Annotated in this window: 28 protein-coding genes and 1 tRNA gene; 18 read left to right on the top strand and 11 right to left on the bottom strand. The window is 59.7% G+C overall.

The features are described 5' to 3' along the window. Positions 1 to 85 precede the first annotated feature (85 nt). The 7 genes from K6U75_06980 to K6U75_06950 all read left to right on the top strand — a co-directional run bounded on the left by K6U75_06980 (position 86) and on the right by K6U75_06950 (position 6,221). Positions 86 to 568: a hypothetical protein gene (locus K6U75_06980; GenBank protein ID MCL6474779.1), complete on the top strand. Its 483-nt coding sequence runs from the start codon at positions 86 to 88 to the stop codon at positions 566 to 568. A gap of 58 nt (positions 569 to 626) precedes the next feature. Continuing rightward, on the top strand, positions 627 to 2,042 hold the full coding sequence (locus tag K6U75_06975) for a class II fumarate hydratase (GenBank protein ID MCL6474778.1): 1,416 nt from the start codon (positions 627 to 629) through the stop codon (positions 2,040 to 2,042). Between the two features lie 84 nt (positions 2,043 to 2,126). Further along, a complete protein-coding gene (locus K6U75_06970) occupies positions 2,127 to 3,488 on the top strand; it encodes a HEAT repeat domain-containing protein (protein ID MCL6474777.1) in 1,362 nt (453 codons plus the stop codon). Further along, the gene (locus tag K6U75_06965) at positions 3,485 to 4,468 is read left to right on the top strand and encodes a CfrBI family restriction endonuclease (GenBank protein MCL6474776.1); all 984 of its coding nucleotides are present in this window, start codon (positions 3,485 to 3,487) and stop codon (positions 4,466 to 4,468) included. Before K6U75_06970 ends, K6U75_06965 begins: the two co-directional genes overlap by 4 nt. Continuing rightward, entirely contained in the window at positions 4,434 to 4,802 is a 369-nt protein-coding gene (locus tag K6U75_06960; protein ID MCL6474775.1) for a DUF433 domain-containing protein, read from the top strand. Before K6U75_06965 ends, K6U75_06960 begins: the two co-directional genes overlap by 35 nt. After that, positions 4,783 to 5,334 (top strand): DUF5615 family PIN-like protein, encoded by a 552-nt coding sequence (locus tag K6U75_06955; protein MCL6474774.1) that lies wholly within the window; start codon positions 4,783 to 4,785, stop codon positions 5,332 to 5,334. The genes K6U75_06960 and K6U75_06955 overlap by 20 nt, the downstream gene beginning before the upstream one ends. An 80-nt stretch (positions 5,335 to 5,414) precedes the next feature. Beyond that, positions 5,415 to 6,221, top strand: a complete 807-nt coding sequence (locus K6U75_06950) for an ADP-ribosylglycohydrolase family protein (protein ID MCL6474773.1) — start codon at positions 5,415 to 5,417, stop codon at positions 6,219 to 6,221. 52 nt (positions 6,222 to 6,273) lie between these two features. Here the strand turns inward: K6U75_06950 and K6U75_06945 are convergent, their stop codons facing one another. Continuing rightward, positions 6,274 to 6,564 (bottom strand): hypothetical protein, encoded by a 291-nt coding sequence (locus tag K6U75_06945; protein ID MCL6474772.1) that lies wholly within the window; start codon positions 6,562 to 6,564, stop codon positions 6,274 to 6,276. Positions 6,565 to 6,592: 28 nt separating this feature from the next. Continuing rightward, positions 6,593 to 6,820 (bottom strand): hypothetical protein, encoded by a 228-nt coding sequence (locus tag K6U75_06940; protein ID MCL6474771.1) that lies wholly within the window; start codon positions 6,818 to 6,820, stop codon positions 6,593 to 6,595. 150 nt (positions 6,821 to 6,970) lie between these two features. Here K6U75_06940 and K6U75_06935 point away from each other — a divergent pair, with 150 nt between their 5' ends. Both K6U75_06935 and gndA read left to right on the top strand, forming a co-directional pair. After that, positions 6,971 to 8,485, top strand: a complete 1,515-nt coding sequence (locus tag K6U75_06935; GenBank protein ID MCL6474770.1) for a DUF5010 domain-containing protein — start codon at positions 6,971 to 6,973, stop codon at positions 8,483 to 8,485. A 77-nt stretch (positions 8,486 to 8,562) separates the two neighbouring features. Continuing rightward, on the top strand, positions 8,563 to 9,975 hold the full coding sequence (gndA, locus tag K6U75_06930; protein ID MCL6474769.1) for an NADP-dependent phosphogluconate dehydrogenase: 1,413 nt from the start codon (positions 8,563 to 8,565) through the stop codon (positions 9,973 to 9,975). Between the two features lie 2 nt (positions 9,976 to 9,977). On the opposite strand, the gene K6U75_06925 is transcribed toward gndA, so the two are convergent. Genes K6U75_06925 through K6U75_06910 form a run of 4 tightly spaced genes read right to left on the bottom strand, consistent with a single transcriptional unit; the run spans position 9,978 to position 12,835 of the window. After that, entirely contained in the window at positions 9,978 to 10,610 is a 633-nt protein-coding gene (locus tag K6U75_06925; GenBank protein ID MCL6474768.1) for a hypothetical protein, read from the bottom strand. Positions 10,611 to 10,628: 18 nt separating this feature from the next. After that, positions 10,629 to 11,789 (bottom strand): aminotransferase class I/II-fold pyridoxal phosphate-dependent enzyme, encoded by a 1,161-nt coding sequence (locus tag K6U75_06920; protein ID MCL6474767.1) that lies wholly within the window; start codon positions 11,787 to 11,789, stop codon positions 10,629 to 10,631. After that, positions 11,786 to 12,280 (bottom strand): Lrp/AsnC family transcriptional regulator, encoded by a 495-nt coding sequence (locus K6U75_06915; GenBank protein ID MCL6474766.1) that lies wholly within the window; start codon positions 12,278 to 12,280, stop codon positions 11,786 to 11,788. Before K6U75_06915 ends, K6U75_06920 begins: the two co-directional genes overlap by 4 nt. Positions 12,281 to 12,337: 57 nt before the next feature. Further along, positions 12,338 to 12,835, bottom strand: coding sequence for a nuclear transport factor 2 family protein (locus tag K6U75_06910; protein ID MCL6474765.1), 498 nt, complete (start codon positions 12,833 to 12,835; stop codon positions 12,338 to 12,340). A gap of 153 nt (positions 12,836 to 12,988) precedes the next feature. Here K6U75_06910 and K6U75_06905 point away from each other — a divergent pair, with 153 nt between their 5' ends. The 5 genes from K6U75_06905 to K6U75_06885 all read left to right on the top strand — a co-directional run bounded on the left by K6U75_06905 (position 12,989) and on the right by K6U75_06885 (position 18,698). After that, a complete protein-coding gene (locus tag K6U75_06905; protein ID MCL6474764.1) occupies positions 12,989 to 14,587 on the top strand; it encodes a glycosyltransferase family 39 protein in 1,599 nt (532 codons plus the stop codon). Next, positions 14,584 to 15,420 carry a glycosyltransferase family 2 protein gene (locus tag K6U75_06900; protein ID MCL6474763.1) on the top strand — a complete coding sequence of 279 codons (837 nt, stop codon included), beginning with the start codon at positions 14,584 to 14,586 and terminating at the stop codon, positions 15,418 to 15,420. The genes K6U75_06905 and K6U75_06900 overlap by 4 nt, the downstream gene beginning before the upstream one ends. 93 nt (positions 15,421 to 15,513) lie before the next feature. Then, complete coding sequence (eno, locus tag K6U75_06895) at positions 15,514 to 16,803, top strand: phosphopyruvate hydratase (protein MCL6474762.1); 1,290 nt, start codon at positions 15,514 to 15,516, stop codon at positions 16,801 to 16,803. Between the two features lie 75 nt (positions 16,804 to 16,878). Further along, a complete protein-coding gene (gene pyk, locus K6U75_06890; protein ID MCL6474761.1) occupies positions 16,879 to 18,318 on the top strand; it encodes a pyruvate kinase in 1,440 nt (479 codons plus the stop codon). A gap of 68 nt (positions 18,319 to 18,386) precedes the next feature. After that, positions 18,387 to 18,698 carry a hypothetical protein gene (locus K6U75_06885; GenBank protein ID MCL6474760.1) on the top strand — a complete coding sequence of 104 codons (312 nt, stop codon included), beginning with the start codon at positions 18,387 to 18,389 and terminating at the stop codon, positions 18,696 to 18,698. A gap of 6 nt (positions 18,699 to 18,704) precedes the next feature. Here the strand turns inward: K6U75_06885 and K6U75_06880 are convergent, their stop codons facing one another. Next, positions 18,705 to 19,622, bottom strand: a complete 918-nt coding sequence (locus K6U75_06880; GenBank protein ID MCL6474759.1) for a TIGR01777 family oxidoreductase — start codon at positions 19,620 to 19,622, stop codon at positions 18,705 to 18,707. Positions 19,623 to 19,803: 181 nt separating this feature from the next. Here K6U75_06880 and K6U75_06875 point away from each other — a divergent pair, with 181 nt between their 5' ends. After that, positions 19,804 to 20,844 (top strand): hypothetical protein, encoded by a 1,041-nt coding sequence (locus K6U75_06875; protein ID MCL6474758.1) that lies wholly within the window; start codon positions 19,804 to 19,806, stop codon positions 20,842 to 20,844. On the opposite strand, the gene K6U75_06870 is transcribed toward K6U75_06875, so the two are convergent. Beyond that, positions 20,822 to 21,841: a CapA family protein gene (locus K6U75_06870; GenBank protein ID MCL6474757.1), complete on the bottom strand. Its 1,020-nt coding sequence runs from the start codon at positions 21,839 to 21,841 to the stop codon at positions 20,822 to 20,824. The two genes, K6U75_06875 and K6U75_06870, sit on opposite strands and share 23 nt — an antisense overlap. Positions 21,842 to 21,913: 72 nt before the next feature. Here K6U75_06870 and K6U75_06865 point away from each other — a divergent pair. The 3 genes from K6U75_06865 to K6U75_06855 all read left to right on the top strand — a co-directional run bounded on the left by K6U75_06865 (position 21,914) and on the right by K6U75_06855 (position 24,380). After that, positions 21,914 to 21,989 (top strand) — tRNA-Lys (locus K6U75_06865). A 40-nt stretch (positions 21,990 to 22,029) separates the two neighbouring features. Further along, the gene (thrC, locus tag K6U75_06860; GenBank protein ID MCL6474756.1) at positions 22,030 to 23,091 is read left to right on the top strand and encodes a threonine synthase; all 1,062 of its coding nucleotides are present in this window, start codon (positions 22,030 to 22,032) and stop codon (positions 23,089 to 23,091) included. Positions 23,092 to 23,144: 53 nt separating this feature from the next. Beyond that, a complete protein-coding gene (locus K6U75_06855; GenBank protein MCL6474755.1) occupies positions 23,145 to 24,380 on the top strand; it encodes an MFS transporter in 1,236 nt (411 codons plus the stop codon). On the opposite strand, the gene K6U75_06850 is transcribed toward K6U75_06855, so the two are convergent. The 3 genes from K6U75_06850 to K6U75_06840 are packed head-to-tail and all read right to left on the bottom strand — an operon-like array spanning position 24,339 to position 26,988. Next, complete coding sequence (locus K6U75_06850; protein ID MCL6474754.1) at positions 24,339 to 25,631, bottom strand: YvcK family protein; 1,293 nt, start codon at positions 25,629 to 25,631, stop codon at positions 24,339 to 24,341. The genes K6U75_06855 and K6U75_06850 overlap by 42 nt on opposite strands. A 44-nt stretch (positions 25,632 to 25,675) precedes the next feature. Further along, positions 25,676 to 26,569 (bottom strand): RNase adapter RapZ, encoded by an 894-nt coding sequence (rapZ, locus tag K6U75_06845; protein ID MCL6474753.1) that lies wholly within the window; start codon positions 26,567 to 26,569, stop codon positions 25,676 to 25,678. A 53-nt stretch (positions 26,570 to 26,622) separates the two neighbouring features. After that, positions 26,623 to 26,988, bottom strand: coding sequence for a phage holin family protein (locus tag K6U75_06840; protein ID MCL6474752.1), 366 nt, complete (start codon positions 26,986 to 26,988; stop codon positions 26,623 to 26,625). Between the last annotated feature and the right edge of the window lies 1 nt (position 26,989).

Raw genomic sequence — 26,989 nt, 5'->3', positions numbered from 1 at the left:
AAAACCGCTGGTGTTGTGATAGAATCCGTTTGTTGCTTCATTGTTTTTGCGGTCGCGGTCTACCACACCGACCTGGAGGGAGTACATGCGAAAGGAGATTATGCACCGGCTCAGTGGCGCGATGCTGCTCGTGTGGTTGGCGTTGCCTGTTTATGCCGATGCCCTGCTGCGGGCGTGGGCGGTGTCGGGTAATGAGGTTCCGGTAAAACTGGCCGTTAAGGGCGTGCGCGGGGCGTTTCCGACGGGTAGTATCCAGACGGTGTACTTCAGCCTGTGGAACCCACAACCCTACCGAACCATGCAACTGCAGGCAACTGCTTCGTATCTGTGCAGCAGCGGGCAAGTCAGGACGTCCCAAAGCAATCCCATCCTGCTGGAGATAGACCAGATCGCGCGGAACTGCCGAATCTATCTTTACGTCATCAACGGCTACGTGCTCGAGGATACGCTGTTTCTCAGTGGTCAGGAGCTCTATCTGCCTTACAACTCCTCCTTCGTGGAGATACCCGTGCCCGAGCTGCCCGCAGGCTCGGTGGTGCAGGGACGAGTCAGCATTTACGCGAAATGACGTTCGGTTGCTAACTCGCAGGTTACCCGCGAAATAGTGAGTGAGAGGAGAAGAGCATATGAGCCAGTTCCGAATAGAACGCGATTCGCTGGGTGAGGTGCAGGTACCCATCGATGCGCTGTATGGCGCGCAGACGCAACGCGCGGTCGAGAACTTTCCCATCAGCGGCATCCGCTTCCCGCGAGTGTTTATCCGCGCGCTGGGACTGATTAAGGGTGCGGCGGCGGAGGTGAATCAGGAGCTGGGATTGCTGGATGCGCAGAAGGCGCAAGCCATCCGACAGGCGGCAGAGGAGGTGGCAGAGGGCAAATGGGACGCGCACTTCCCGATAGACATTTTTCAAACCGGTTCGGGTACCTCCACCAACATGAACGCCAATGAGGTCATTGCCAACCGCGCCACGCAGCTGCTGGGCGGGGCAATCGGCTCGAAACTGGTGCATCCCAACGACCATGTGAACATGGGGCAGTCCTCGAACGACGTCATCCCCACCGCTATCCACGTCAGTGCACACTTAGAAGTTCAGGAGGTGCTGTTGCCTGCACTGCGCCATCTGCACGAGGTGCTTCTGCAGCGGGCGGCGGAGCTGGACGACGTGGTGAAAACAGGCAGGACGCACCTGATGGACGCGATGCCGGTGCGCATGGGGCAGGAAATCGGCGGATGGGCATACCAGGTGGCGCAGAGTATCGAGCGCATCGAGATCTGCCTGCCGCGTCTGGCAAAGCTTGCGCTGGGGGGCACGGCGGTAGGCACGGGCATCAATGCTCATCCGGAGTTCGCCTCGCGCGTGGCGCAGAAGCTGGCGGAGCGCACAGGCATCCCCTTCGTGGAGAGCGACAACCACTTCGCAGCGCAATCCGCGATGGATACCGCCACCGAACTGAGCGCACACCTCAAGACCACCGCCACCGCGCTGATGAAGATTGCCAACGATTTGCGCTGGATGAACAGCGGTCCCATCGCGGGGCTGGGTGAAATCGCGCTGCCTTCCTTGCAACCCGGCAGCAGCATCATGCCCGGCAAGGTGAACCCCGTCATCTGTGAGTCGGTGATGATGGTGTGTGCGCAGGTGATGGGCAACGATTTGGCGGTGACGCTGGGCAATCAGCACGGCAACTTCCAGCTGAACGTGATGCTGCCGCTGATTGCGCACAACCTGTTGCAGTCCATCACCATTCTGGGCAACGCCGCGCAGGTGCTGGCGGACAAGGCGGTGGCGGGGTTCATCGTGAACCGCGAGCGCATCGCCGAGGCGGTGGGCAAGAACCCCATTCTGGTCACCGCGCTGAACCCCGTCATCGGTTACGACCGGGCGGCGCAAATTGCGAAACGGGCGTATGCGGAGGGGCGTTCGCTGAAGGAGGTGGCTCTGGAGATGACCGACCTGAGTGCAGAAGAACTGGACCGCCTGCTGGACCCGCGCCCCATGACGGAAGGGGGCATCGTGGGCAAAGGCGGCGAGGGAGGATAGGGCTGCTAAGGGTTTTTCATAGCAAGGTATACTATACTCAGGAAGATTGTTACCAGGGAAGCCATCAGAGAGGTGACTACCTTTATGCACTCCGCATTGTTCGACATCGCTGCCGAAGCCGATGGGACGGTCGTTTTGGAACGACTGGAAAAGCTGGGGAGGCTACCACCAGATACTGACCCGGCACCGCTGATGCAGCTGGCACAGCACTCGCATCCGAAGGTACGGCTTGCTGCAGCAAAGAATCTGGGTAAGCTGCGGAATCTTTCTCTGTTGCCTTTTCTCGCGCAGTGTGCCCAGAAGGAACCGAACACACTGGCTCGCCGTGAGTTCGTTTCGGCTATCGGGAGGCTTCGCCGCCCGGAAGCCATCCCTCATCTTCTGCGCTTTTTGGGCGATGAAGACCCCAAGGTAGTCCTACAAGCGATGCGCGGGCTGCTTTGTTTCCGACACAACGCAGAGGTCATTCAACATCTGCAAAAACTGCGTCGCCACCCCAGTGAGCTGGTCCGCAAAGCCGTCGCCACCGAGCTCGATGCGCATCCAGAAAGTGTGCGCAAAGACAGCCGGGAACATACACGAAGTCCGGAGTGGCTGCACAATGTGCTGGTCAACGCAGATGTGCTGGAGGCCCTGCGTTATGTGCCGGATGAGTCAGTACATTTGACTTTTACGTCGCCTCCTTACTACAATGCCCGCGATTATACTATTTACCAGAGCTACGAAGAGTATTTGCAGTTCTTAGTGCGTGTTTTCACCGAGGTACACCGCATCACCAAAGAAGGGAGATTCTTTGTGTTGAATACTTCTCCGGTGCTGGTACCGCGTATGAGCCGACAGCACTCCAGTACCCGTTACCTGATACCCTTTGACATTCATCCCCTCATCACCAGGATTGGTTTCGATTTCATCGACGATATTATCTGGGTAAAACCGGAACCCAGCGCCAAAAACCGTAATGGTGGCTTCTACCAGCATCGCAAGCCGTTGGGGTATAAAGCGAACTCCGTGGTGGAGTATGTTATTGTATACCGCAAGCATACCCACAAACTGATCGACTGGAACATGCGCCAATACGATGAGGAGACGGTGGAAGCCAGCAAAGTGCGTGGCGACTATGAGAAGACCAACCTGTGGAAGATAGCGCCATCCGCAGACCCTGTTCATCCGGCGGTGTTTCCGGTGGAGCTGGCAGCCCGGGTCATTGAGCTCTATTCATATCGCGGCGACCTCATTTTTGATCCGTTTGCCGGACGTGGGACGGTAGGCGTTGCCGCTTTGCAACTCGGCAGATACTTCTTTCTGACGGAGAAAGACCCCCAGTATGCCGCCTACGCAAAGCAGTTGCTGAGCGAAGGGAGCCTTTTTGGCGACAAGGCTATGCGCGCGTTGTCACTCGACGAGTTTGCCCGCCTCAGCGAGCAGCATCAGGGGCAACACCGATGACGGCGTCCTCCTCACTCATCCGCAGCATCGTGTACAAACTCATTCTGGGGCAGGATTATCGGTCAGAAGTGGTCGCACTCATCGACGCTCAATTCTTGGAGTATGCTATCGACTTTTTCAAGCGCGTGGCTGAATCGAAGATGCGCCAGCAGCAGATTACCGTTGACTGGTACCAGCACGAAATGCTGGCAACAGAACTCCCGAAGGAGCAGATTGCCCGTCATGCTGGGCTGAATATCAAAACCATCAATAACATGTATAACACGACCCGCAAAGAGATTGTGATACAAGCCGCCGCCGAACACTACGCGACACTCTATCAAGCCATCCGCGAACTCGCCAGCGAAACAGAAGTGAACATCACCCTTACCATCAAATTTAACAACGTGGCGATTGACCTTGACATTAACGAAAGTCTCATAGTCATCAACGCGCTTGCCGTCGCGCGCGCAGCCATCCGAGGAAGTGTTTGGAGCACCGCAGGCAAGCAGGTAGAGAAGCCGCTCATGATGACACTTTGCGCCCTCCATGAGGTGCCTCGCTCTCACTACGCGCTGAAGGCTCAGGAAGGGCATGACAGAGAGGTAGACTTTTATTTGATAGGTGGCGACGGCAAGTATTATCGTTGCGAGGTCAAGCTAATGGGCAAAGGAAATCCCGAAAGCGCTGATGCCGCTTTTGCCCGCGACGCCAACATTTTTATCGCGGACAAACTGTCGGAAAAGAACAAGGAGCAGTTGAAACAACGAGGTATTTTGTGGATGGAGCTGCGCGATGCAAAAGACCTGTCTCAATTCGCGAATATCCTGCGCAAGCTGGGCATTCCTCACCAATCAGTTGCCGGTAGTGTCGAAAGCTTGCTAGACCGTGTGCTTCAAAAAGCTTTCGGGGCACCTGAACTGCAAGCAAGCAATGTTTTCGTGGTTCGGGAGTCTGGGGAACAGTATGCCCCTGACAATCTGCTCGATGATTATCGGTGAAGCATTTTCGATGCCTGCGCCACAACCCGCCTTCTTCTCCGTCACTCGAAGTGGTAAAATAGTAACGCAGGGTGATTACCACATCATTCTGGAGCAAACAATGAGTCTGTACGCCCGGAACCGTGTGCGTAAGGAGCCCGGTATTTGCGGGGGGGCACTCAGCATTCCCGAAGAGCGGATGCCTGTTTCGTTCATCCTGCGCTGCTTCGCGGCAGGCATGAGCCACTGGGAGATTCTGCGTGCCTATCCTCAGCTGAGCGAAGAAGACCTGCGACTGGCGCTGCTTGTGGCGGCAGAGAAACTGGAGCAAGAAGATGAAGCTGCTGCTGGATAGCCAGATAAGCGCACAGGTCGCGGCACACCTGCGCAAAATGGGACACGACGTGCGCGAGGTACGCGGCGACCCCATCCTGCACAGTGCATCCGACGAAGCCCTCGTGCAGACCGCCTGGCGAGAGGGTCGGGTGCTGGTAAGCGCGTCGCCAGCGTTTGTCCGACTGATTTCGCGTCAAAGCGGCTGGCGTCCGGGAGCCATCCTGCTGCTGGCTGGCGACCCCCGCCCGCAAAGTCAGATGAAAATCATGACGGAACTGCTGCGGAAACTGCCCGACGCAAAGGTGATGACCAGCTTGATTATCGTGGAGGGGTACCGGGCGCGGGTGTATCCGCTGGTTGCCCGTCCGCCGGAGATCGCCACACCCGAGCTGCAACCCCGCCCGCACGAACCGCTTCCCTCGCCCTCAGCGACACCGTCTATTCCCTCGCACCTTGCCTGCCCGGTGTGTGGTTATACGATGAAACCACTGCACGGATGCAAACAGGTCTGCCCAGCCTGTGGCTACCTCAGTTCCTGCAGCATGGATTGAACCTGCAGCCTCGTCTTCTCAAAGGGAAAATATCGTGCGGTAGAGAATATTGTTGGCAAACTTCTGGACGGAGGAAGAGAATGGCGCAGTATATCCCAACCATTATCGGTGCGATTGCAGGCGATGTGATTGGTGCGCCCTATGAGTGGAACCGAATCAAAACCACAGATTTCCCCCTGTTCAGTGCACAATCGGACTTCACAGATGATACGGTGCTGACCATCGCCGTTGCCGACAGCATCCTGTCCGGCAAAGATTTCGCCGCGACATTGCGCGATTACGGTAGACGCTACCCGAACCGGGGCTATGGCGGCTTTTTCCGCCACTGGCTTCATTCCGACAATCCACGACCCTATGGCAGTTTCGGCAACGGCTCCGCGATGCGAGCCAGCCCCATCGGTTTTGCCGCCTCCACGCTGGAAGAGGCACTGCAACTGGCACAGCGTTCCGCAGAGGTGACCCACAATCATCCCGAAGGTATCAAAGGGGCACAGGCGACCGCCGCCGCCATCTACCTTGCCCGCACCGGATGCACCAGGCAACAAATCCGTGATTACGTCACGCGCACCTTCGGTTATGACCTCGACTTCACGCTGAACGAAATCCGACCCACATACCGGTTCAACGAAACCTGCCAGCAGACCGTGCCTCAGGCAATCGTGGCCTTTCTGGAGAGCACGGACTATGAGAGCGCGATACGGCTGGCAATCTCGCTGGGCGGCGACAGCGACACCTTAGCGTGTATCACGGGAGGAATCGCCGCCGCGTACTACAAGGAGATGCCTGAAGCGATTGTGCAGAACACCCTGAGCCTGCTTCCCGAAGAGTTCCGTGAGGTCATCCGGCGGTTTGATGAGAAATACGCGGAGCTAGCTGTCACTGAGTAGCAGTCATGCGCTCAGGCAAGAGGGTACAACAGTGACGGCGTGAATAGAGCGTCTAAGGCAAAAAGACCTCGTCGCGCTCAGCGCGTTCAAGACGAGATAACAACTCGTGCAGCTCCTGGTGATACTCTACATCACTAACCCAGTCATCGTCTAGCAGGCGACACAGCACATAGTCCAGCAGCTGACCGTACTCGCTGTCGATAAGGTCTTGAGCGGGTAGCATTTTGACCTGCTGCATTGCCCACTCTGCTATTTGCTGTCTGGTGCAATCTCCAGACAGGTAAGAACGTATCCGTTGCTGTGTCTCCGCGTTCACAGCGTGCAGGTCCACCTTCGTCTTCACTTTCGTGTCCTCCATCTGGATTATACCTTCATTGCGAATGCAGATGTAACACGTTGCCCTGCAGGTCTACAACCACATGCCATACGGTCTCTGTCTGTCCTTCCGTGTTCAGTAACTTGACATGCATACTGATAGCCGAATCCAACCTACCAAGCTGTCGACGAAACACAAAGACAGCCAGACGCTTGCCGCTCCTACTGGAGACCTGCGAGATGAGGTCTCCGACCACCGCTTTTGCGAGCAGGTCTACCTCCACGCTTTGTGAGAAAGTCTCCCCTTCAATTGAGACACTAAAGGAAACTCTCATGTGCTAATGAAAAACTCTCAATCATAGAGCCGACCAGAACAGAAAGGAATCTATACCGGTGCGGCGAAGCACACATACAGTTCGATTCGGGAGGACGCTATGCCTGCACGCTTCCTGCAACTGCCCCCGATGGGCAACTATATCGGGCACAAGCCTGCCACGATTCGCGCGCTGTCCACCTTTCGCACGGGGCAGCCCATCGTGGGTACCTACTATTTCTACTGGTACGACGTGAACACGGGGGAGCATTTCATCGACCCCGACGGAACCGATGCCCTGACCGACCATCCGGCGAACCCGGAAGGTTATAGCTATCGCTCGGTGGACTGGCATCGGCGGGAGATGGAGGACATCCTGCGTGCCGGAATCGATTTCATCCTGCCCGTCTACTGGGGCAATCCTGCCGACCGGCAGCCGGGCAAAGGGCTGTACTGGAGCTTTGAGGGGCTGGCTGCGCTGGTGAAGGCGCAGGAACAGATGCTGGCTGCCAAACGCCGCCCGCCCAAAATCGGGCTGTTCTACGACACCTCCACCCTGCAATGGAACGCCGATAACTACCATGCCGACCTCACCACGCGCGAGGGACAGGAGTGGTTTTACGTCTCCACCCGTGACTTCTTCTCGATGCTGCCTCCCAAACTGTGGGCGATGATCGACCACCGTCCGCTGATATTCCTGTACGCGGCGGCTTTCGCAAAGGACTATAACCAGCAGGCGATAGACTTCGTGTATCAGCAGTTCGCCAAGCACTTTGGCTGTCGTCCCTACATCGTGCGGGAGGTGTCGTGGGGCAAAGTGCGCACCGACAGTGTGTACGGCTGGGGCGGCGCGATAGCGCCTGCCATTCTGGAGGTCGCAGCTATCGGTCCTGGCTATGACCACTCCGCCGTGCCGGGCAGGGCTCCTCTGGTGCGCGACCGCGAAGGGGGCAAGTTCTTCGAACGCAGCTGGGAGCAAATCCTGCGCATGAACCCGAAGCGTCGTCCGTTCATTGTGATGATAGAGACCTGGAACGAGCTGCATGAAGGCTCCGAGATTTGCCCCACCCGTGAGTACGGCGACCAGTATGTCAAGCTGAACGCCCGTTACGCGAACCTGTTCCGACGAGGAGTGCAACTGCGCCCACAGGGAGCGTACTCTAAGGCGCAGGAGGTCTCCATTGTGCTGGAACGACAACCCGTCGAGCGGGGCATCCGCCTGCATATCGACCCCAACGGGGATGGCTTGATGGAACCTGCCGAAGCAGGGGGCGTCTCTGCCTGGAGAACTCTGCCCAACCGCCACCACAACGTGCGCTTTGCCTACTTCGACGTGGACGACAGCTTCTATTTCGATGGCGATGATCTGGTGCAAATCGAGGTAGAAGTTTGGGATACCGTCCGCGAGTTCACGCTTGAATACGACTCTTCCGACCCGGCGGGCGGCCCGCATCAGGGCGCGTTCAAGCTGGCGCAGAGGTTCACGCCGGGGGGAACCGGTGCGTGGCAAACCTTCCGCGTGTCCCTGAGAGATGCCCGTTTTGTAAACAGGGCGAATGGCGCGGACTTCCGTTTGGGTTCTGCAGAGGAGTTGTTGATTCGGAAGGTAACCGTGCGCAAGGAAGGCAGGCGGTAGTGCAGTATCCCGGCGGATACACTTATCAAAGGAAAACCGGTATCCGCTGACTAAATGCTGGTGAAGGGTGTATAGCAATGGCAGACGGCAACTTCATCGGTCTGATTGGCTTAGGCGTGATGGGGCAGAACCTTGCGCTGAATATCGCGCGCAAGGGTTATTCGGTGAGCGTCTACAACCGCACTGCTTCGCGCACAGAGGCGTTCCTCACGGAGCGCGTCAGGAACGAGCCAATTACTCCCGCGTACGACCTGCAAACCTTCGTGCAGAGCCTGGCGCGACCACGCAAGGTCATCCTGATGGTGCAGGCGGGCGCGGCGGTAGACGCCATGATAGACAGCCTGATTCCCCTGCTGGACAGTCGCGACCTGATTATCGACATGGGCAACTCCCACTACGCCGATACCGAAAGGCGCATGGAGAACCTCGCTGCCAGAGGTTTGCTGTTCCTGGGAACTGGCGTGAGCGGCGGCGAACGGGGCGCACTGGAGGGTCCATCCATCATGCCGGGCGGCACTCCCGAAGCCTACGCGCTGGTGGAGGAGGTATTGACTCGTATCGCGGCTCAAACCGAGGACGGAGCGTGCTGTACCTACCTGGGGCGTGGGGGGGCAGGGCACTTCGTCAAGATGGTGCATAACGGCATCGAATACGCCATCATGCAAGCCATCGCAGAGGCTTACGACGTGCTGCGCGCCGCCGCCAGACTGTCTACCGCCCACATTGCCGACCTCTTTGAGCGATGGAACCAGGGCGAGCTGAACTCATTCCTGATGGAGATTTCCTATAAAGCGCTGCGCAAGACGGATGAGGAAACGGGCAAACCGCTGGTGGAGATGATTCTGGACAAAGCGGAGCAGAAGGGCACCGGCAAATGGACGGCGCAGGCGGCTCTGGACCTCGGCGTGCCGACTCCCTCGCTAGCGACGGCGGTGTTCGCACGCACCCTGTCACACTTCAAGGAGCATCGCGTGAAGATTGCCGAAGCCATCTCCGACCAGCTGTGCCAGTCGTGCCCGCTGGATACTCAGCCCCTGATAGAGGCGATGGAACACTCTCTACGCCTGAGCATGTTTCTCGCCTTTTCGCAGGGGTTGTGGCTCCTGTCGGAGGCTTCACGCGCTTATGACTACGGCTTGAACCTGTCCGAGGTACTGCGCATCTGGAAAGGGGGCTGCATCATCCGGGCGCGGATGCTGAACTTCCTGCGCGAAATCGTTCAGGAGGGCGGCGACAACCCACATCTGCTGCTCAGCCCGAGGGCGCAGGCGTTTGTGCTGGAAAACTTGCCGTTCGCGCTGAAGGTCATGGATGCTGCACATTGCTGTGGTGTGCCTGTGCCGGTACTGGGAAGCGCGGTGGATTATCTGTTCGGCATGAGCCGGGCGAACCTGCCGGCGAACCTGATACAGGCTCAGCGGGACTTCTTTGGTGCGCACACCTACGAACGCATCGACAAGCCGGGCACTTTCCATACCGAGTGGGAGTGAGGCTAAAAGCTCACCGCCAGCGAGGCGCCGTAGTAGGTTTCTCCGTCAATGCTGTAAAGGCGCAGCCGCAGCAGGGGCACCGGCTCCCACGACACAGCCGCGTTCCATGCCCGGCTGTCATACTCCGCACTGAGCAGGATACGAAAGGGCGTACGCACCTCCGCACCCACAAAGGCTCCCTTGATTCCCCCCGCGCCGACACCGCCGAACAGGTGCATCTCTTCAATGAGGGGATTGGGGGGCATATAGGGCAGTCGATAAGCAACCGCTAAGTAGAAAGCGATACCATCGTCCGTCCGGTCCGCCACATCACGCACCCCGACCGATACCGCCGGGGTAAAGCCGATATCCGGCAAGATGTTATACTGCAGGCTGAGGCTGTCTATTTGGCGCTGCCGGGTTTCGTAACGTGCTCCCTCCAGTTCTATTCCACCCACAAGCCCCACGTGGAGCCAGTAGTGGGTGAGACCTCCCCGGCTTTCGCGCCGGGCGATTTCCAGCTTTGCGCTGCCGGGCGGTAGATTGTACGCGGAAGGGGTCAATACCACCCTGTCCGCCCTTGTCCACCCGGTTACGGAACACAGCACACACAGCACGGCAAATGCCCTCTTGATGTGCGAGAACTTACCGGACATGGCTCTACCTCCACGACGTTACTTCCTGCGTTTATCGACGAATCGCTCGATGCGGTGCAGGGCTTCTTCGATCTTCGGCAGGGAAGTCGCGTAGGACAGGCGTACGTGTCCCTCCCCGCTATTGCCGAAGACATTGCCGGGCACTACCGCCACGCGCTCCTCCCACAGCAACTGCTCGGTGAACTCTTCCGAACGCAAGCCGGTGCACCGGATGGACGGGAACACATAGAACGCCCCCTGTGGCGGCACGCACGCCAGACCGATTTCGTTGAGACGCTTCACAATCAGCCGGCGGCGGCGGTCGTACTCACGGCGCATCCGTTCCACTTCTGGCTCACCGTGTTCCAGCGCCTCTTCCGCTGCCTTTTGGGCAGCAATGGGGGCACACAGCATGGTGTACTGATGCACCTTCATCATCATCTCGACGACCTGCGCGGGGGCGCAGGCGTAGCCGATACGCCAGCCTGTCATCGCGTAGGACTTGGAGAACCCACCCAGCAGGATGGTGCGCTCCGCCGCGCCGGGCAGGGAGGCAACACAGGTATGCTCGGCGTCGTATATCAGGCGGTCGTATATCTCGTCGCTGATGACGTACAGGTCGTGCTCTGCGGCTACGCGCACAATCTCTTCCAGCGTGGCGCGAGAAGCCACCGCTCCCGTCGGGTTGTTGGGATAGCAGAGCAGGATGGCTTTGGTGCGCGGGGTAATCGCCTTCCGCAAGCGGTCGACGTCAGGCTGGAAACCGTTGCGGTAGTCGGTGGGAACGGGAACAGGCACACCGCCTGCAAACAGCACGCAGGGCGGATAGGAGACGTAGCTGGGCTCAAAGAAGATAACCTCGTCGCCGGGGTTTAGCAGGGCGCGCATGGCGATGTCCAGCCCCTCGCTGACGCCGACGGTGATCAGTATCTCGTTTTCCGGAGAGTAGTCCACCCCGTAGCGCGATTTCAGGTGTGCGGCGATACGCTGGCGCAGGGTGAAAAGCCCGTAGTTGGACGTATAGGTGGTGAAGCCCTTCTCGATCGCCCAGATCGCCGCCTCGCGGATGTGCCATGGCGTGACAAAATCCGGCTCCCCGACGCCCAGCGAGATACAGTCCTCCAGCTGCGCGGCGATGTCGAAAAACCGCCGGATGCCAGATGGGGGTACTGCCAGAACAGCTTGCGACAGCGGTTTCATGGCGCCATCACCAGTCGGCGGTCGGGTTCGGTTTCGGCGTACACCTCGCCGTCCTCCTTGTACCGCTTCAGCACGAACTGTGTGTAGGTTGCCTGTACCCGGTCCAGCGGCGCAAGACGCTCGGCAACGAAGGCGGCAACCTCCTTCATCGTGCGCCCGCTGACGATAACACGCAAATCGTGGTCACCCGAAACGAGATACACCGCATGAACCTGCGGGAAGCGATAGATGCGCTCTGCGACGTCGTCGAAGCCTACCTCGCGCGCTGGGCTGACTTTGACGTCGATGAACGCAAACACCCGTTCCTCACCGAAGCGGTCCCAGTCGATCACCGTTTTGTAACGGCGGATAATACCCGACGACTCCATCTGGTGTATGGTTTGCTTCACCAGGTCCACGTCCGCTCCCAGCATGGCAGCTATCTGTTCTGGTGTGGTGCGGGCGTCTTGCTCGAGTATCTCCAGTATTGCCTTCTGCTTGTCGTGTTCCATATCTCCCCTCGTCGCTTGGTTCACCACGCTCTAATATAACCGCTTTGCGATACAGAGTCAACTCGCCGGCTGGGGTTTGCCGTCGATGGTGGTCTTCTCATCCAGTATCTCCGTCATTTTGACTTTCCAGCCCTGCGGCGTCTTGACCCACGTGTCGCGCGTGGTTGCCTTGCTGACCACCTTGCGTGGCTTGCCCTGAGCATCCAGCATCGTAACCGCCAGCTCTTCCACCGTGGTCACTCGTGCAGTGTTGCCCTTAATCTCCATTCTCTTGATGGTGGTGCTGCGCTTGTCCACCGATTGGATGAGCGCATATTGCGCGCGCATGACCTGCTCGACCATCTGCTTGTTCATCACATCGCCCTTTTTGGTTTTATAGAGGAAATCCGGTGTCATCTGGCGGAGCAGACCTTCCACGTTTTTCTGTTTGGCATACTGGGCAGTTCTGGCGTATTCGGCACGGATTGCTCGCGCGGCACGCTTATCAGCCAGGGCAACGCGCACCGTAACTACAGCCAGCAGGATGGACATCGCGAGAAGCAAGCCTCTTTGCATACTCAGCCACCTCCCGGCACGAAGCCTTTGAGATAAGTATAACTTCGTTTCGGGCAGGCGTGTTCCTGCGTGCGAACCCTGGCGAAGGCTGACAATGGTTGGGGGCAGGATTCTGCATCAGGAAGCGGGGAAAGAATCGCCTTAGGGAAACCGATGGACAGTCAGGAACCCATAGAGAATACCTCGCAACGGATGCTCGTCCGTCCTGTATCCACCGGTGCATGGTGGGTGCTGGTGGTTGCACTGGGTATTCAGGTTGCTTTCATCGGTAAACCCTTCCATGTCGATGATACCGTCGTGCTGCACATCGCACGGCAGATACTGGTGAACCCGCTCCACCCTCTCTCGGGCGAGCTGGACTGGGACGGCACGGTAAAACCCACCTTTCACGTCACTACCAACCCCCCACTGCTCAGTTACTACCTTGCGTTATGGATGCTCGCAGGCGGGGAGCGAGAGTGGGTGATGCACACGGCGATGCTGGTGTGGCAGGTGCTGTTGTGGTGGGGTGTGGTGCTGCTGGCGCGACGATTCCACGCGAATGAGACACTCGCCACCGCGCTGGTGATGCTAAATCCTGCAACCATCGTTTCCCCCAATCTGATGCGCGACGTGCCGATGGTGGCACTGTGGACGCTGGGCATTGCGCTGTTTCTGCTGGGAAGCGACACCGCAAACGGCAGGCGGATGGGCTGGGGTGCGCTGATTACCGGCTGTGCCACACTCATGAAGTACTCGGGGCTGGGGGCGATAGTGCTGCTGGGGGTATACGTGCTGCTGCAAAGACAGGTTCGCCAACTGTGGTGGGTGTTACTCGCGCTGTTGCCCTTTGCCCTGTGGTGCATACAGAACCTCATCGTTCACGGACAGATTCACTTTTGGGCAACCATGCAGCGCAAGGACATCGTCACCCCGTTTGCAGACCGACTGTGGGGCACACTGGCAGGTCTGGGTGGGGTGTGGCTATTATGGCTGTGGGCAGGCATCGTTTGCAGGCGGCGTGCGGCTGTTTGCCTCGCCGTGGCAGTGGCTCTGGCTGCGGGCTGGTGGAGGTGGCAGGGTGTGGCACCCGCAGGAGACCTGGGATCGGCTTTCTGGATTGCGGCGGGGGTGTTTCTGCTGGTGTTAACCCTCTGGCGCGTGTGGGCAGCGTGGCATGAGCAGGCTTTCCCTGCGCTGTGGACGGCGTGGGTGCTGTTTGCCATTGGCATCGGTGCGCCCTTTGCAGCGGCAAGGCATCTCCTGCCCGCGCTGCCACCTGTGGTGCTGATGTGGCTTCCTCAAGAGCCGTTGGGGCGGCTTCAACGGCTGGCTCTTTCCACAGTGATGGCGGCTCAGGTCGCGTTTGGGATGTTTGCTGGCTGGTGTGATACTGAGACCGCGGAGGTTTACCGACAGGCGGCACGGTTGCTGGCGAGTCAGCATGGCGTGCAGGCGTTTGTAGGGCACTGGGGATGGATGTATTACGCCCAAAAAGCGGGGATGCGGCAGGTGAGTGCGAACCGCCTTCCTCCACCAGGCACTCTGGTGGCGATACCCACTGTTGGAGGCGACGCAGCAGTGCCTCCCTCGCTGGTGCCTCATTTGCTGTACCAGGAGAGCGTGGAGGTTACTGCCCCAGTGCGCCTGGCAACACTTCCCCCGAAGGCGGGTTTCTACGCCTCACTGCGGGGCGCGCCGCCTTTCCGATGGCTACCCGATGGTTACCGCGAGCAGTTTGACCTGTTTCTGGTGGAGGCAGAGCAAAGATGACTACCCCGCAGGTAAGCGTGGTGGTACCCATGTATGACGAGGAGCCGAATCTACCGGAGCTGCATACGCGCTTGACAATGGTGCTGGCGCGGTTGGACACCCCCTGTGAAATCATCTACGTGGACGATGGCAGCACCGACGGCACACCACAGGAGCTGGAGAACCTTCTGCAGCAGTCTCAGCCCGTGTGCACACGCGCGGTACGGTTACCTTACCGACGCGGCAAGACCGCCGCGCTATCTGCTGGCTTTGCCATCGCTCGCGGCAGTATCATCGCAACCACCGATGCCGACCTGCAGGAGCCGCCCGAAGTGTTGCCTCTGCTTGTCTCGCGTGTACAATCTGGTCAGGCGCATCTGGTGGTGGCGTGGCGCCAGCAGAGACAGGATAGCCTTTTCCGCGTGCTCGCTTCACGCCTGTTCAACGCCCTTTTGCGCTGGCTGACGGGGCTGTCTCTGCACGATGTCAACTGCGGCACCAAAGCGATGAAACGCGAGGTGGCAGAGAACCTCGAAGGCTGGATGGTATCCGACATGCATCGCTACCTGCCCATTCTGGCGGCGCGGATGGGATACCGCGTCGAGGAAGTGCCCGTACCCCATGTGGTGCGTCGTCGCGGGCGCAGCCGCTTCGGAGCCAGCCGATATCTGCGTGCCGTAGTGGACCTGGCGCCTGTATCGTTGATGTGGTGGCGCGGATGGGGGATGTGGACGGTGCTGACAGGACTGTCGCTTCTGCTGGCAAAGATGCACTATCCCATGGGATGGGCAGGACTGGCAGTGGCGACGGCGTGGGCTGCAACAGCGCTGGCGTTTTGGATTCGGAAAAGGTAGCGTTTCTCGAACACACCAGCATCGTGTTTGCCAAACCGCAAAGCCCTGTGTTATACTGACGGAGGTCACCTTTGGGACAAAGGAGGTTGGGAGATGAGCACGACCATTGAGGAGGTCATCGCACGGGAGATTCTGGACTCGCGCGGGAACCCGACGGTAGAGGTCGACGTGTATTTGAGCGGCGGCGCACGTGGCCGCGCGGCGGTACCGTCAGGCGCGTCTACCGGTACGAACGAAGCGCTGGAGCTGCGCGACGGCGACGCCGAACGCTACGGAGGCAAAGGCGTATTGAACGCGGTCGAGAACGTCAATGAGCGTATCGCGCCCGAATTGATAGACATGGACGCAACCGACCAGGTGGCTATCGATAAATTGCTTTGTGAGCTGGACGGCACGCCGAACAAGAGTAAGCTCGGCGCGAACGCGATTCTGGGCGTCTCGCTGGCGGTAGCCAAGGCGGCGGCGGAGGGGGTCGGACTGCCCCTGTTCCAGTATTTGGGCGGCGCGTTTGCACACACCCTGCCGGTGCCGATGATGAACATCCTGAACGGAGGCAAGCACGCCGATAGCAATGTAGACCTGCAGGAGTTCATGGTCGTGCCCGCTGGTGCCGAGGACTTCCCGGAGGCGTTGCGCATGGGCGTGGAGGTCTACCACAGCCTGAAGAGTGTGCTGAAGGCACATGGTTACAATACCGCCGTGGGTGATGAGGGCGGGTTTGCGCCGAGTCTGAAGTCGAACGCCGAGGCGCTGGACCTGATCATGGAGGCGATTGAGAAGGCAGGTTACACCCCGGGCGAGGACTGCTATCTGGCGCTGGACCCCGCCGCCTCCGAGTTCTATGAGGGCGGAATGTACCACCTGAAGGGCGAAGGTCGCGTGCTCACCAGCGAGGATATGGTCGCCTACTATGAAGACCTCGTAAACCGCTACCCCATCGTCAGCATCGAAGACGGTTTGGCGGAGAGCGATTGGGACGGTTGGAAAGTGCTCACGGACCGGCTCGGCAGCCGCATCCAGCTGGTGGGCGACGACCTGTTCGTTACCAACGTCGAGTACCTGAATAGGGGCATCCAGATGGGCGTTGCCAACTCCATCTTAATCAAGGTCAACCAGATTGGCACGCTCACCGAAACCCTGATGGCGATAGAGACCGCCAAGCGGGCAGGTTATACAGCGGTGGTCTCGCATCGCTCGGGCGAGACGGAGGACACTACCATCGCCGACATCGCTGTCGCCACCAATGCCGGACAGATTAAAACCGGTGCACCCTGCCGCACCGACCGTGTGGCGAAGTATAACCAGCTGCTTCGCATTGCCGAAGTACTGGGTGACGCCGCAGACTACCCCGGAGTGGGTGCTTTCTACTCGCGCCGGATGTAGTAATACCCTTACCCCTGCTCCTCTCTCCCGCGGTGCGGGAGAGGGGAGTGAACGGGATGACGCAGGGAGGCGAACATGCGCTGCACCAAAATCGTATGCACCATCGGACCCGCGACTGCATCCCCCGAACGCCTCCGCGCCCTCATCGAGGCGGGAATGGATGTGGCAAGACTGAACTTCTCGCACGGTAGCCATGAGTCGCACGGGCAGGTGATCGAACATATCCGCCGTATTAGTGCCGAGCTGGGCAAGCCGGTAGCCATCCTGCAAGACCTGTGCGGTCCGAAATTGCGGCTGGGTACGTTACCCGGGGAGGGTGTGTCTGTAGAAAGCGGGCAAAGCGTGCGTTTTGTGATGGCAGAAGAAGGCACCGACGCCCAGAGCATTCCCTTACCTTCGTCCACGCTGTTCGCACTGGTGCGCCCCGGCGAGAGAATCCTGATTGACGATGGGCGGGTGGAGATTGTCGTCACGGAACGCAATCTGAACGCTATCCACGGGCAGGTTCGAATCGGCGGCGTTATCCGAACACGCAAGGGCGTGAACCTACCCGATACGCGCCTGCCGGTGACCTCCGTCAGCGAACGCGACCTGGAAGACCTGCGCTTTGGCATCCTGCGCGGTGTGGACTGGGTAGCGGTTTCGTTTGTGCGCAAGCCGGAGGACCTTCAGCCGGTGCGCTATACGATTGAGGCTGCCGGGGCGAGCATCGGGGTCATTGCCAAAATCGAGAAGCGCGAGGCGCTGGAGAACTTCGATGCGATTCTGCAGGCGGCAGACGGCATCATGGTGGCGCGCGGCGATTTGGGCGTGGAAATGCCGATTGACGAAGTTCCCATGATACAAAAACAGATTATCGCCCGCTGTAACTGTGAAGGCAAGCCAGTGATTACCGCCACGCAGATGCTGGAGTCTATGGTCTCCGCGCCGCACCCCACCCGCGCCGAAGCGTCCGACGTGGCGAACTCCATTCTGGACGGAACCGACGCGGTGATGCTGTCGGGCGAGACGGCGGTCGGAGATTATCCGGTCGAGGCGGTACAGGTCATGCACCGCATCGCCGTTCGCACCGAGACGGCGTTGAAAGAGGGAGTGGTGGTTCGCCCGAACCAGCCGATGGCGGGCAGCCTGAGCGTGACCGAAGCCGTCGCCGAGGCGGTGTGCCATATCGCCTATGATATCGGTGCGCGAGCGATTATCTGCGCCACCGCCACTGGAAGCACCGCACGTCTGGTTTCCAAGTATCGCCCCAAAACGCCCATCGTGGCGTTCACACCTTCCGAAAGCACGTACCGACAGCTCGCGCTGTCGTGGGGCGTTCAACCCTGCCTGATACCCGAGGTGCATACCATGGAGGAAATGTTGCAAACCGCGGTGAATACAGCCGTCAACATGGGAGTGGCGCAAAAGGACGATAAGGTGGTGGTGACGGCTGGCGTGCCTTTCGGTGTGGCGGGCAACACGAACCTGATTAAAGTACACACCATCGGACAGCCGATTGTGCTGAGGGGGTGAGCATGGCATCTCGGGGCGCAACGAAGGGAAGGACCTCGGTTTCGCGAGGGAAGAGACCACAGAGAGATATGGCTTTCCGCGTGGTTCGCTGGCTGGCGGGGGGGATTGTCTGCTTCGTGGTGGGTAAGATGGTTTTTTCCTTCGGTGAGAACGTGATGATGCTGGCACGCGAGGCGCGTGAACATCGTCAGACAATCGCTGCTTTGCGCGAGGAGAGAGACCGCCTGAGCCAGAAAAACGCCGTCTTGCGTGAGGAGATACGCAGGCTGAACACACCCAGCGGCATCATCGTAGAAGCACGCAAGCAGGGTTACGGCTTCCCGGGCGAGAGGCTTCTGGTGGTGGAACCTGCACCGGAACAACCCCAAACCGCCCGATAGAACGGGCTACGATTTAGTTAGCACAGCACGCAACGCCTCTTCCAGCTGCGGATAGCGGAAAGCATAACCCGTTTGTAAAGCCACCTGCGGCACCACGCGCTGGCTCCAGAGCAACGTTTCGCCCAGTTCGCCTGCCACCAAGCGCAGGGCAAACCCCGGCACCGGCAGCCAGGAGGGACGTTTCATCACCCTGCCCAGCACCCTGCAGAACTCTGCCAAGCGTACGATGCCGGGCGCTACCGCGTTGACCGCTCCGTCTACCCTCTCATCCTGCAGGGCGTGCGCCGTCAGCCCCACCACATCATCGAGATGTATCCACGGGAACCACTGTTGTCCGCTGCCGAAAGGACCCCCCACGAAAAAGCGGAAGGGCAAAAGCATTTTCTCCAGTGCGCCACCGCCTTCGCCCAGCACAATGCCGATTCGCAGCCTGACAACGCGCACGCCTGCCTCGCGAGCCTCTTCCGCCGCCTGCTCCCACCGTACCGCCAGGTCGGAGAGGAAACCGGCACCGGGCGGGCTGGCTTCGGTCAGCTCCTCTTCGCCCCTGTCGCCGTAAATGCCCACCGCGCTGGCGTTCACCAGCACCTTTGGACGAGGCTCAGCCTGCCGGATTGCCTGCACAAGGGCGCGCGTGCTGTGGACCCTGCTATCCACCAGCTTCTGCTTGAACTCCGGCGTCCACCGGCTTGCCGCGACGCTTTCGCCAGCAAGGTTCACCACCGCATCAGCGTCCGACAGCACCTGCAAGAGCCCTTCGGGTTGTTCCGGCGACCACTGCATGATGCCTGTTCCCTGGGGTACCCTTTGCCGTGCGCGGGTGGCATCGCGCGTCAGCACGGCGACCTCGTGCCCAGCCAGCAGCAGTTCCCTGCATAGCGCCTTGCCGATGAAACCGGTACCGCCTGCAACGATGACTCGCATCTTGTTGCACCTCGCTTGATGTCTGGTATGTTATTCAGGGCTCACGTCATCCCAATGTAGCCGCGCCCTACAGGAGGCGTTGCGCGGGTTAAAGCCTGTCTTCGCCTCCCCCCTATTATAGCACCTTGCGCATCGCGGGCATATCGTGCTACAGTAGGAAAAACAGTGCCGGGAGGTAGACGTGAGTTACACCATCGGTATGGGGGCGATACGCCTGCAATCGCCTCCAAGACTGGCTCATACAGAGTATTGCAGCAACTACGCGCTGGTGCGCGCAGTGACCGGTAAAGACCCTGCCAAAGAGCCCGCTGCCTGGCGCGAGTTTCACGACGCATGGCAGATCGACCTGCTGTGGGTTACCAACGACGGGCCGGTACCATGGTCGCAACGGGGCAGGGTGACCGACATGGGGCACGCGGAGTTTCTGGAGGGCGGCATCGACCGGCGCGACCATGTCTACTGCCCCTTCCGCGATGTGGAGGAGGTACTGCAGTTTGACGCGGTGGAAGAGTATGGCCTGCCTGACATGCAGGAGCTGGTGCAGTACTACGAGGATTTCTACCGGCGCGGGCAGGCGGAAAACCCCAATCAGGTCTTCACCGCAGGATATTACAGGACCATCGTGTCGGGCGCAATCGAGGCGTTCGGCTGGGATATGCTGCTGGAAGCGGCTGCCTATCGAGAACGGTTCGATAAGGTTCTGGAGAGCTTCTATCGTCTGTCTCTACATCATTATCAGGCGTGGGCAAAGACCTCCGCACCGGTGTTCATCTGCCACGATGACATGGTGTGGTCGCAGGGACCGTTCATGCATCCCGATTTCTACCGTTCCGCCATCTTTCCGCGCTATGCAAAACTCTGGCAGGTGTTGCACGAGGCGGGAAAGGTGGTGCTGTACTGCTCGGACGGCACATGGACGGAGTTTGTGGACGACATTGCGCAGGCAGGTGCGGACGGCTTCATCTTCGAACCGACCACTTCACTGGAATACATCGTGGAGCGTTACGGGAAAACGCACGTGATTGTCGGCAGTAAGGTGGACGTCCGCACACTGACTTTCGGCACGCGCGCGCAGATACGGCACGAGATCGATGAGACCCTCCGCCTGGCAAAGGGCTGTCCCGGCTTCATGTTCGCCGTTGGCAATCACATTCCCAGCAACGTGCCTGTGGACAACGCGCTGTTCTACTTTGAGTATCTCAGCCAGCACTGGTGGAGGTGAGCCAGATACCGCCGAACTCGTCGATGCGTGTGCCCCACGCACCCGATAGCACGCGCATCTGTCGGATGATTTGCCGCCACGTCTTGCCGTCCGCCGGACGCGGTTGTCCGAGTCGCAATTCCAGCGGGATGAGGTTGGCGGAATCGATGCGGTGAGGTCGGTCTATCGCGATTTGCAGTATTGCCGTCTCGCCTCGAGAGGAGAGATTCACGAAATCGCCCAGACTGTAGGCAATCACCTTGCCCTGCCGTACTTCGATACCCTGCAAAACATGAGGGTGATGCCCGATGACCGCGTCTGCCCCCCACTGCAGAAACAACCGCCCCAGCCGTTGTTGCGTTTTGTTGGGATAGCGCGCCAGCTGCTCGCCCCAGTGGACGGAAACGATTACGAAATCCGATTCGCGGCGAGCGCGGGCAATGTCGACTCGCATGGCTTCTTCTGCACCGACGCCGCGTGCGGGGGCGATTCCCGCGCGAGTGGGAGTGGCTACGGAACCCACTGGCAGAATGCAGGAATAGCTCAGTAGCGCAAGGCGCAACCCCTTTCGCTCCAGCACGGCAGGGCGTCTGGCTTCCATGATGTTTCTTCCCGCCCCCGCCCAGGCAATGCCGAGCCTGTCCAGCACCGCAAGGGTATCCTCCAGCCCACCGCGTTGATAGTCCATCGTATGGTTGTTCGCCAGGCTGACAGCGGTAATTCCTGCGAACTTCAGCCCCCTCGCGGTATTGGGATGGGCACGCAGGATATAGTCTCGCCGCGCCTTCACGCTGTCTGCACTCTTGTGGGGCGTTGGAATATTGCGGGTGGTGAAAGGAGCCTCCAGATTGGCGATAACCACATCCGCGCGGTGTAGCAGAGAGCGAACCTCGCGAAAGGGATGCTCGGCTCCGTGCCGCCGAAGCAAAGGAACCATGCCCAGCACCAGCATGACATCCCCCGCCGCCAGCACCGTCACCGCCCGTGCCAAACGTTTTGTCGGCGGCTGCTGCGACATCTTACGGTGATTCTACCATAACCCCTGCACCATTTGACTTCGCACACAAATTGGGGTAGAATAAGACCGTCTGAGCCGGTAGCTCAGCAGGCAGAGCATCGCCCTTTTAAGGCGAGGGTCGTGGGTTCGAATCCCACCCGGCTCACCAGTGCCCTCCGCAGCGTTTTTCCAGGTTGCCGAGCAAACGGATGAGCATGAGACAGGGAGTTATCGCCAGGTACCGCCATTTTTTGCCCGTCACCGACCGCACGCCGGTAGTTACCCTGCTGGAAGGGGATACGCCGCTGATACCTGCCCCGCGTCTGGCGCAAGCCATCGCCCCGCAGCTGCAGATTTACCTGAAGTACGAGGGCGCGAATCCCACCGGTTCCTTCAAGGACCGGGGCATGACGATGGCGATTTCCAAAGCCGCGGAAGAAGGCGTGCAGGCGGTGATTTGCGCCTCCACAGGCAACACTTCTGCTTCCGCCGCTGCCTATGCCGCCCGCGCAGGGATGCGCTGTTACGTGCTGCTGCCTTCGGGCAAGGTCGCGCTGGGCAAACTCACTCAGGCACTGATGCACGGGGCGAAGGTCATCGCCATCGACGGCAACTTCGACGCCGCGCTGCAGATGGTACAGCAAATCGCTGCGCAGTATCCCATCACCATTGTGAACTCGGTCAACCCTTACCGCGGTGAAGGACAAAAGACCGCCGCCTTCGAGATTTGCGACGATCTGGGCGATGCCCCCCATTACCACGCCATCCCCGTTGGCAACGCCCGTAACATCGTCGCCTACTGGCAGGGCTATCAGGAGTACTATCGGCATGGCAAAACCTCCCGTCTTCCGAAGATGCTGGGCTTTCAGGCGGCGGGAGCGGCACCGCTGGTGGAAGGGCGCGTGGTAGAACACCCTGAAACCATCGCCACCGCCATCCGCATCGGCAACCCCGCCAGCTGGCAAGAAGCCATCGCCGCCCGCGACGAATCGGGCGGACACATCGGGAAGGTGACTGATGAGGAGATTCTGGAAGCGTACCGGATGGTGGCGGCACTGGAAGGGGTCTTTGCCGAACCGGCATCGGTAGCTCCCATCGCCGGACTGCGCAAGCTGGCACAGCAGGGCTATTTCCGCGAACCTGCTATCGTCACCGTCACGCTCACCGGGCACGGCTTAAAGGACCCGGATACCGCCATCGAAGCCTCTCGCGTCGCGCCGGTTCATGTTCCACCCGAGTTGGACGCAGTGCGTCGCGCACTGGAATTGTGAGGAGTCTGGTCGGCTCGCCGGGAGCCTTGCCCTCCGGGTGATGGAAGGGTGGGGTGACCAGAGGAAACCTCATCCCAGAAGATGAAAAATACCCATTGATGATGTCGGAACCGGTAAACCAACCATCGTTGCGGCGGGATTGGGGCTTGTTTGGCGCCCTGACCTTTTGCTTCGCTTTTGGGTTTGCCGTATACGGCGGCATCTTCCAGAACTTCATCCGCGAGGTGTTGCATGTCTCCCCGTCCCAGCTGGGCGTGCTGGAATCGCTGCGCGAGGTGCCCGGCTTGCTCACCGCACCTATCGCGGGCACGCTGGTAGCCTTCGCGGAGCCGCGGCTGGCGGGGCTCGCGCTGCTGGTTTGCGCTCTTGGCATCGGCGCAACGGGTATGGCTAACGCCTACTGGACGCTGGTCGCCGTCAGCGTCTTCTGGTCGGTCGGGTTTCATCTCTGGTCGTCGGTGTCTCCATCCATCACGCTCGCGCTGGCAGGTGGGCGCGAAGGCGGCAGGCATCTGGGGCGAATGAGCGCCATCGGCTCGATCGCGGTGCTGCTGGCTCTCGGCTCGGCGCGGCTGTTCAAGAGCTATCTCTCCTACCAGTCGCTGTTCTTTATCGCAGGGGCGATGATTGCGGCGGCAGGTGTGCTGGCGTTTCTGCTCTCTGCCCAAGCTGCCAGCGGCAGGCGTCAACCCATCATCCTGCGGCGAGAGTACAGTCTCTACTACGTCCTGACCTTTCTGGAAGGCTGCCGCCGACAGATATTCAGCACCTTTGCCTCTTACGTGCTGATACTGGTGTACAACACACCGGTGCAGACCATGCTCTCGCTGGCGTTTGTCAACGCCGCGCTGGGTGTGGTCGCTGCGCCCACGGTGGGCAGGTGGATAGACCGCTTCGGCGAGCGGCGGATGCTGACGCTCTATTACATCCTGATTGCGGGTGTGTTCGCGGGCTATGCCACCTTCAAGGACGTGCGCCTGCTGTATCTGTTGTTTGTAACTGATAGCGTGCTGTTCGCTTTCAGCATGGGCATCACCGTCTTCCTGAACCGCATTGTGCAGAAAGGAGACCTGACACCCAGTCTGGCGATGGGCACCACGATGAACCACGTGGCGGCGGTGGTGATGCCCGTGCTGGGTGGTACTTTATGGAAGGTGCTGGACGATTACCGCATCCCGTTCTGGATAGGGTTTGGCGTGGTGTTTCTGTCGCTGCTGGCGGTACAGCGCATCCCCAAGCCGCACCGTTCACTTCTTGCGGCTGAGCAGGTGCATGATGGCGTCAGATAGTTTGTAGGGGTCGTGGCGCACCACGTCGGTCTGGCTAATGAAGTCGCCGGCGATGGTGCGGTAGCCCATTGAACGGATACGATCGATATCGGGTTCCACGAACTCCGCTCCCGATTGACGGTAGCGTTCCAGCAGTTCCGGCGATGGGCGCGTCGTGTTGACCAGCACATAGTCAAACAAACGAGGTGGACAGTGCGCCTCGATGGCGCGCACGTGGTCGCTGGCGGTGAAACCATCGGTCTCTCCGGGCTGGGTCATGACGTTGCACACGTACACGCGCAGGGCGCGGCTGTGACGGATGGCATCGGCAATCCCCTCGACCAGCAGGTTCGGTATCACGCTGGTAAACACACTGCCCGGTCCCAGCACAATCACATCTGCCTCGCGGATGGCTTGCAGTGCTTCATCCAGCGGACGGGCGTTGGGGGGATTCAGCGTCATCTGACGGATTTTCAGGAGCGAGCTGACGATGGCTGTTTCGCCCTCGATGAAGGAACCATCTTCCATCTTCGCCCTCAGGCGCACATGGTCTAGTGTGGACGGCAACACGCGCCCGCGTATCGCCAGAACTTTGCTGGTCTCGCGGATGGCGCGCTCGAAATCGCCCGTGATGTTGGTCATGGCGACGATAAGCAGGTTGCCGAAGCTGTGCCCGCCGAGCCCTTCGCTTCCGCGAAAGCGATACTGGAACAGTTCGGTCATGATAGGCTCTGCATCCGCCAGGGCGACCAGACAGTTGCGGATATCGCCTGGGGGAAGCACGCCGAACTGTTCGATCAGCCGTCCGGAGCTGCCTCCGTCGTCCGTAACGGTAACGATAGCCGTGACGTTACTGGAATACTGCTTGAGACCGCGCAACAGCGTGGATAACCCCGTCCCCCCGCCGATTGCCACCAGCTCCGGTCCCAGCTGCAGGTTGCGCCGATTATAAATGACGTGCGCCAGTCGCCGTCCCGCTACGGGGTCAATGGCACAGGCGATGGTGCGCACCAGTCCCCGCACGCCTATCAGGCTCATGCCGAACCCCATCAGAAAGACCGCGCCCCCCAGAATCGTCCATGGCAGGGTGCCCTGTGTGCCCAATCTCTGTGCCGCCTGCTGCACGTGGCGGTGCAACCAGACCAGCACTTCGGGGAAGCGCACGTCGATGAGGATGAGCAGACCGAGAAACATCACCGCAATGCCCAGCATCGCCAGCAGTAGCCAGCGCTTGACCAGCATTCCAGGCAGCAGCCAGCGCGCGCTGGGCATCTCCAGCAGTTGAAGCAGATTCCGCCCCAGACGCATCAGTTCTCTCACTCCGTTTCGGGCATCGGCTGCGGCTGTTGTCGCACGTCCCGATGCTGCACGTTCACCCGGTAACCTTTCTCCTTCAGGAACTGCGCTACCTGCTCGGCAATGACCACCGAACGGTGTCGTCCCCCTGTACAGCCGATAGCGATGGTCAGGTACGCCTTGCCCTCCCGGATGTACTGAGGTAATGTAAAGTCGATCAGACCCTGCAGGTGACGGATGAAGTGCTCTGCCAGTGGGTCAGCGAGTACATAGTTGCGGATGGGTGCGTCGCGTCCATCCAGCGGACGCAGGTGTGCGACGTAATGCGGGTTCGCCAGAAAGCGCACGTCAAACACCAGGTCCGCCTCCGGCGGGATGCCGTACTTGAAGCCGAAGGAGACCACGTTCACCGCGATGCCAGCCTTGCGCTCCATGAGTGCGTACTCGGTTTCGATGATGGCGCGCAGCTCATGCGGCGCCAGCACAGAGGTATCTATCACCCTGTCTGCGCTCGCCCGTACCTCCTCCAGCAAACCGCGCTCCGCCCGAATGCTCTGCAGGATGGTGGGATGTTCACGGAACAGAGGATGTTTGCGACGGGTTTCCTTGAAACGCTGTACCAGTATCTCGTCGCTGCAGTCCAGAAAGAGTATCTGGATGGGTATTCCCTGCTCCGCGACGCAACGCACACTGGACAGGGTTTCCGCAAACATCTCGCCACAGCGGGTATCGATAACCAGCGCGACGTGCTGCATCTGCTGGGGATGTTGCTTGCTCAGCTCCACCAGCATCGGCAGCAGGCGCGGGGGCAGGTTATCCACGCAAAAGTAGCCCAGGTCCTCAAAGATATGCGATACCAGCGTCTTCCCCGACCCCGACATGCCGGTAATCAATACCCAGCGATTGCCTCTCATGCGGTCTCTCCTGTATGACTTCGGATACACTCCACCACTATTATTCCACACACCTACCTGCGCTTCTCCGGGGCAACGGTTTGGCTGAACACGCTGCTGAAGATGCTCATCACGATAGAACCGAACAGCGCTGCCATGGGACCTCTCACATCAAAATCGGCGAGAAGCGCACCTGCCAGCCAGAACAGGAAGGCGTTAATCACCAGGCTAAACAGCCCGAAAGTCAGGCAGTTCAAAGGCAGGGTAAGCATCACCACAATGGGGCGGATGAAGGCGTTAATCAGTCCGATGACCAGAGCGGCAACCATCGCGCCCCAGAAGCCGCTGACATGGAGCCCTAATCCCAGCATCTTCCCCAGCCAAACGGTCAACAACAACGCCACAGCGTTCGCAACCCAGCGCAATATGAACCCGACCACT

This window comes from Bacillota bacterium (assembly GCA_023511455.1).
Taxonomy (GTDB): Bacteria; Armatimonadota; HRBIN16; order HRBIN16; family HRBIN16; genus HRBIN16.
This window is presented reverse-complemented; position numbering and strand designations above follow the sequence as displayed.